This window comes from Streptomyces sp. NPDC006510 (genome assembly GCF_040611955.1).
GTDB lineage: Bacteria > Actinomycetota > Actinomycetes > Streptomycetales > Streptomycetaceae > Streptomyces.
Genome location: NZ_JBEXPH010000461.1, coordinates 1 through 1,400 on the forward strand (window position 1 = coordinate 1; position 1,400 = coordinate 1,400).

At 72.0% G+C, this 1,400-nt stretch carries 1 protein-coding gene; it reads right to left on the reverse strand.

Annotated features, from left to right (window positions below; translation table 11 throughout):
* Positions 1 to 188: 188 nt before the first annotated feature.
* The coding region (locus ABZY11_RS44515; RefSeq protein ID WP_356484622.1) for an alpha/beta fold hydrolase at positions 189 to 1,400 on the reverse strand (1,212 nt) is incomplete at its 5' end.

Consider the following 1,400-nt stretch of genomic DNA (forward strand, 5'->3'; position numbering starts at 1 on the left):
CCGGTCCGGGTGGAGCCCCGGTGGGGCCGGGCGAGAAGGGACCGAGCAGGGCGGCGCGCTCCCCGGGCCACGGCCACCGCCGCTCACGGAGTACGGGAGCCGACGAACATGACGAGGGGCCCACCACGGAAACGTGGTGGGCCCCTCGTCGGCTCTGCCGGCTCCCGTACTCCGGCGACGATCCACGGTCAGACCTGCAGCAGCTCCCGCTCCCGGTCGGCGCCGCCGGCCGGCACCGCCTCCCGCAACACGGAGACCACGGCGTCCAGTTGCTCGTCGCCCCTGACCATCTCCATGTGACGACCCGGCATCGCCCGCTGGGCCAGACCTGCCGGGTAAAGCCCGCGCCAGTGGGCGAGGTACCGGGCCTCCGGTACCTCGTCGCCGCTGCCGTCGCGCACCGTGTCGCTGACGAACAGCGTCGCCCTGGCCACCGAGCGGCCGGGCCGGTAGGCGGCGAGCGAGCGCACCTCGGCCTCCAGCACCGCAAAGGGAAGCCACTCGTCGAGCGTGACCAGATCCTCGTCGAGGTTCATCTCCGGAGCCAGACGCCGCAGCTCCCGCTCCGTCGCGGCCCGTTCGGCACCGTGCTCGTCCTGACCGCGGCGCCACAGCCCGTTCACCCGGCGGTACACCTCGGCGTGTCGCTGGAAGCGGTCCCGCTGGTCGTCGCCGGTCACCGCCGGCTCCAGCAGGTACAGACCGGCCACCTCCTCCGGGGCCTGCACACCCATCGCGTGTGCAATCACCGCGCCGGTCGACCATCCGAGGATGGTGCACGGGCCCGCGGGCCGCACACGGCGGATCTCCCGCCAGTACCGGTCCGCGATCGACTCGATCCCGACGAGCGGCGCCTCGTCCACGTTCAGTCCCGGCGCCTGGACGCCGTACACGGTGAACCTGCCCGTCAGGCATCGTGCGAGAGCCCGGTACGGGTGGGTGCTGCCGCCGCCCGGGTGCACGCAGAAAAGGACGGGCAGCTCCGGGTCCGCCACGGACGACAGGAGCACCACCAGCCCGGCCGACGCCGCCTGCGGGACGTCCAGCGCGGCCGCCAGCTGGGCCACCGTCGGGTGCCGCACGAACTGCTGGAGGGCGACGCCCAGACCGGCTTCCCGCAGCCGAGAAACCACCCGCACCGAGTTGATCGACTGTCCGCCCAGTTCGAAGAAGTTGTCGTGGATGCCGACGGTGTCGACGCCGAGGACGTCGGACCACACGCCGGTGATGATCTCCTCCGTCGAGTTCCGGGGTGCGGTGTAGGTGGTGGCGAGTTCGGGGCGGTGGTGGTCTGGCGCGGGAAGTGCGTTGGTGTCGACCTTTCCGTTGGGTGTCAGGGGCAGTTGGTCGAGGGGGACGTAGGTGCTGGGGACCATGTAGTCGGGCAGTTGCCGCTGGAG